The organism is Bradyrhizobium sp. IC3123, assembly GCF_020193625.1.
In the GTDB taxonomy this organism is placed as follows: Bacteria; Pseudomonadota; Alphaproteobacteria; order Rhizobiales; family Xanthobacteraceae; genus Bradyrhizobium; species Bradyrhizobium yuanmingense.
This window is the reverse complement of the sequence record NZ_JADYVF010000054.1, coordinates 1-703: the sequence shown is the minus strand read 5'-3', so window position 1 is coordinate 703 and position 703 is coordinate 1. Positions and strand designations below refer to the sequence as shown.

Here is a 703-nt window from a genome sequence, read left to right as displayed (position 1 = left end):
GCGACCTATGCCTCCTGGTGGATCAAGGCCTCGGTTCAGGAATACATCCTGCGATCATGGTCGCTCGTCAAGCTGGGCACCACTGCTGCGCAGAAGAAGCTGTTCTTCAACCTGCGCAAGCTGAAGAACAAGCTTGGCGTTGCGGAGGATGGCGAGCTCCGGACGGATCAGCTGACATCTATCGCGAGGCATCTCGACGTCAGGGAAGCCGACGTCGCCGAGATGAACGGCCGGCTGCGCGGCGACATCTCACTCAACGCGCCGATCAGCGTCGAGACGGAAGGCGACCAATGGCAGGACCGGCTGGTGGATCCCTCTCCCGATCCGGAGAGTCTGCTGCTGGACGCGGCCGACCGTGAACGCACCAAGGCTGCCCTCGCCGATGCACTCGCTGCGCTGACACCGCGGGAGCGCAGCATCGTCGAGGCGCGATATCTCGGCGAGCCGCAGCAGACGCTGGATGCGCTCGCCGGCAAGTTCGGCATCTCGCGCGAGCGCGTCCGACAGATCGAGCAGCGCGCGTTGCAGCGGATCAAGGCGAAGATGTTCGCGCGCCTCGATGAGGCGCGCCTTGCGACGTCGCGTTAGGCGAGCGAAGAAGAATGCTGATCGGCCAAGGCCGATCAGCATCCTCTGCAGATATCGGGGACAAGACGTTCGGGCGAAAACTCCCGGCTCCTGCGCTCGGTCTGGCCGGACTGCT

1 protein-coding gene is annotated in these 703 nt (G+C 64.3%); it reads left to right on the top strand.

What is annotated here, in order from left to right; all coding sequences use genetic code 11:
• A partial coding sequence (locus tag I6F20_RS38630) for a sigma-70 family RNA polymerase sigma factor (RefSeq protein WP_225131601.1) occupies positions 1–588 on the top strand: 588 nt, incomplete at its 5' end.
• Positions 589–703 lie beyond the last annotated feature (115 nt).